The organism is Bacillus sp. GMs2/2 (genome assembly GCF_050172095.1).
GTDB lineage: Bacteria > Bacillota > Bacilli > Bacillales > Bacillaceae_G > Bacillus_A > Bacillus_A cereus.
Map to the genome: position 1 here is coordinate 1 of NZ_JBNLYE010000434.1, position 2,997 is coordinate 2,997.

Here is a 2,997-nt window from a genome sequence, read left to right on the forward strand (position 1 = left end):
GTTGTTACTGCTATTTTTACATTAGAGTGGTACCTATTTAATAAACCATCTGCAAATATTTTATTCTTATCAATTGGAGATGTTTTTCTCTCATTTATTTTTCCGATTATAGATTTATTGCTTCTATTACTTGGAGTTACACTGATCTTTCGACCTGCTATTTTCAATGCAAAAAGTAAATTGTTTATTTTTATCCTAGTATTAACTGGATTGGCTATTACGGACTATTTGTATTTTTACTTACAAGGTGATTTGTCAGAGCGTTCAGTTATATTTTTAAGGTGTTTGTATAGAGTTTTCCTATTATTTATCGCTATTGCTGCTACAATCCCAAAGAATACTTCTTCTAAAAGAAATTATTTTATTATTAATCCGACATTTGGAGAGAAACTTCTTGGTATATTCCCTTATCTTGCAGTTGCAGTCTTAATTGGCTTTACTTTGAAAGAGCAAACTTCTTCAGCTACATTAATTACGGGAAATTGTATTGCTTTTGTATTTGTACTGATTCGTCATACAATCGTACGAATGCAAAACAAAGAGTTAACTAAAACATTAAAAGTGTTTAATAATCAATTAGAACAAACAGTATCTCAAAGAACAAGGGATTTAATAAATAAATCTAATGATTTAGTAAAAAATCAAGAGAGATTTAAGTCATTATATGAGTATCATCCGGATCCTATTTTAACGATTGATTCAAACGGTATCGTATTAAATATAAACCAGGCTGGAAGTATGTTATTAGGAAAAGAAAGTGCTGCATTGATAGGGAAAGAGTGCTTCTCTATTTTTTTAGATGAAGATAAATCTGAATTGGAAGCAGCTATAAAGAAAGGGAAACGATGTAGTTCATCTTCACTACAGTTACGTGTGAAAAATAACAATGAGAAGGATATACTCTTTTGGTATGTCACTATAGTTCCTATTATGATAGAAGGACAAACCTTTGGGAGCTATGTAATGGTAAAAGACATAACAAGGATGAAACAACAACAGGAAGAGATAAATTACCTTGCATTCCATGATACGGTGACGGAGATTGGAAATCGTATATTCTTCCAACAAGAATTAGATAGATCTATTAAGCGTGCACAAAAAACACAGGATAAGTTTGGGCTCCTGTATATTGATTTAAATCGCTTTAAGACTATTAATGATACATTGGGTCATTCGATTGGTGACAAGGTTTTAAAAGAAGTTGCCAAACGTTTTAGGACATGTCTGTCACCGACTATTCCTCTAGCAAGAATAGGTGGTGATGAGTTTGCGATCATTGTCCATAACCAAACAGAGCAACAGCTATTGGATTTGTGTAAAACTCTATTTCGTATAACTGAAGAACCATTTGTAGTAAATCAGCATAGTTTTTACTTATCTCTTAGTATAGGAATAGCAGTGTATCCATTTGGAGGAATAAATACTACTACACTTTTACAACACGCTGATATCGCTATGTATAGCGCAAAGGAAAAAGGTAACAATGCTGTTTGTATGTATGACGAGACATTATCTCAAAAAGTAACTCGTCGATTACGATTAGAACAGGATTTACCAAATGCAATTGAAAATAATGAGTTGTTTTTATTGTATCAACCACAAATTGATAGTAAGGCAGGTAAGGTTATTGGTGCAGAGGCTTTAATACGTTGGCAACATCCAGAGCTTGGACTGATTTCTCCTTTTGAGTTTATACCTATCGCAGAAGAAACGGCGCAGATTATTTCAATTGGGAAGTGGACGTTACAGAAAGCGTGTCAACAACTGAAAGAATGGCATTCTGCGGGCTTTTCAAATCTAAAGATGGGGATAAATTTATCAGCTATAGAGTTTGAACAGAAAGATTTTGTTCAAACAATGATATCTACCATAGAAGAGATAGGAGTACCTGCTAATTCGATTGATTTGGAATTAACAGAGCGAATAGCAATGGTAGATGAAAAGGAAACCTTATCGAAGTTAAAAGCATTAAAATCATATGGTGTACATTTATCAATTGACGATTTTGGTACAGGTTATTCTTCATTAGCGTATCTGCCTCTTTATCCAATTGATACTTTGAAAATTCCAAGAGAATTTGTTAATAGGATTGGAACTTCTACTGATGGAGATGAAATTATACAAACCATTATTTCACTTGCTCATACTTTAAACATGAAAGTGATAGCAGAAGGGGTAGAAACGAAGGAACAATTAACAGTGTTACAACGTAATGCATGTTATCTAATTCAGGGCTATTACTACAGTAAACCTGTAAATGAAGATGAATTTATTGGTTTTTTAAGTACAATACAAAATGAATAAGTGAAAAATCAGTATATGTATGAAATAAAGTGAAAAGACGATCTATCCATATGGATTTGAACGTCTTTTCACTTTATTTTCAGTAGTTATGCAGCAAGGTTTCAGCCTTTGAAAGTAAAATAAGTATCTATATTCCTTGTATTTAGGGCTAATGGGATATGAGGTGAAAGTTGCTTCTTGTGAAACCGCATTAGGGACAGCTCGTATATTCTTAAAGCAATTTGAAAAAGCGGAAGAACATTTCAATCGTTCCATTGACCTTTTGCAAAAACATAATGAAGAAAAATTGATTTTAATAGTAAGGCATAATCTAGGACTATTATATGCAACTCAAAATTTATCTAAATTAGCAATTCGTCATTTATCAGAAGTCACAGAGAAGAATATTGCCCATTTTAAAGCAGTGTTCTTACAAGCGCGTGAACACTATAAGCTAAGAAAAACAAATATTGTAAAAGAACTTATTGAAAAAGGATTAGCAGTTTGTATGGAATTAGGAAATGAAGAGTATGTATATCATTTCAATATTTTACGTTCTCTTAATGAAGATGAAGCAATTAAACTCTTAGAAGAAGTGAAAAAAGTATTTCTTACTTCGAAAAGCAAGGTTTATGGGATTTCGTAGAAGAATATGCAGATCTAAAAAAGGAAGAAATTATACAATAATCACATGCTATCATTTTTAATAGCTAA

At 32.1% G+C, this 2,997-nt stretch carries 2 protein-coding genes; both read left to right on the forward strand.

Features of this window, described 5'->3' with window-relative positions:
• Positions 1 to 2,304, forward strand: a 2,304-nt coding sequence (locus ACQGS6_RS25610) for an EAL domain-containing protein (protein WP_426965817.1), incomplete at its 5' end; no start/stop codon positions are given.
• A gap of 151 nt (positions 2,305 to 2,455) precedes the next feature.
• Positions 2,456 to 2,929, forward strand: coding sequence for a tetratricopeptide repeat protein (locus ACQGS6_RS25615; RefSeq protein ID WP_002026151.1), 474 nt, complete (start codon positions 2,456 to 2,458; stop codon positions 2,927 to 2,929).
• Positions 2,930 to 2,997 lie beyond the last annotated feature (68 nt).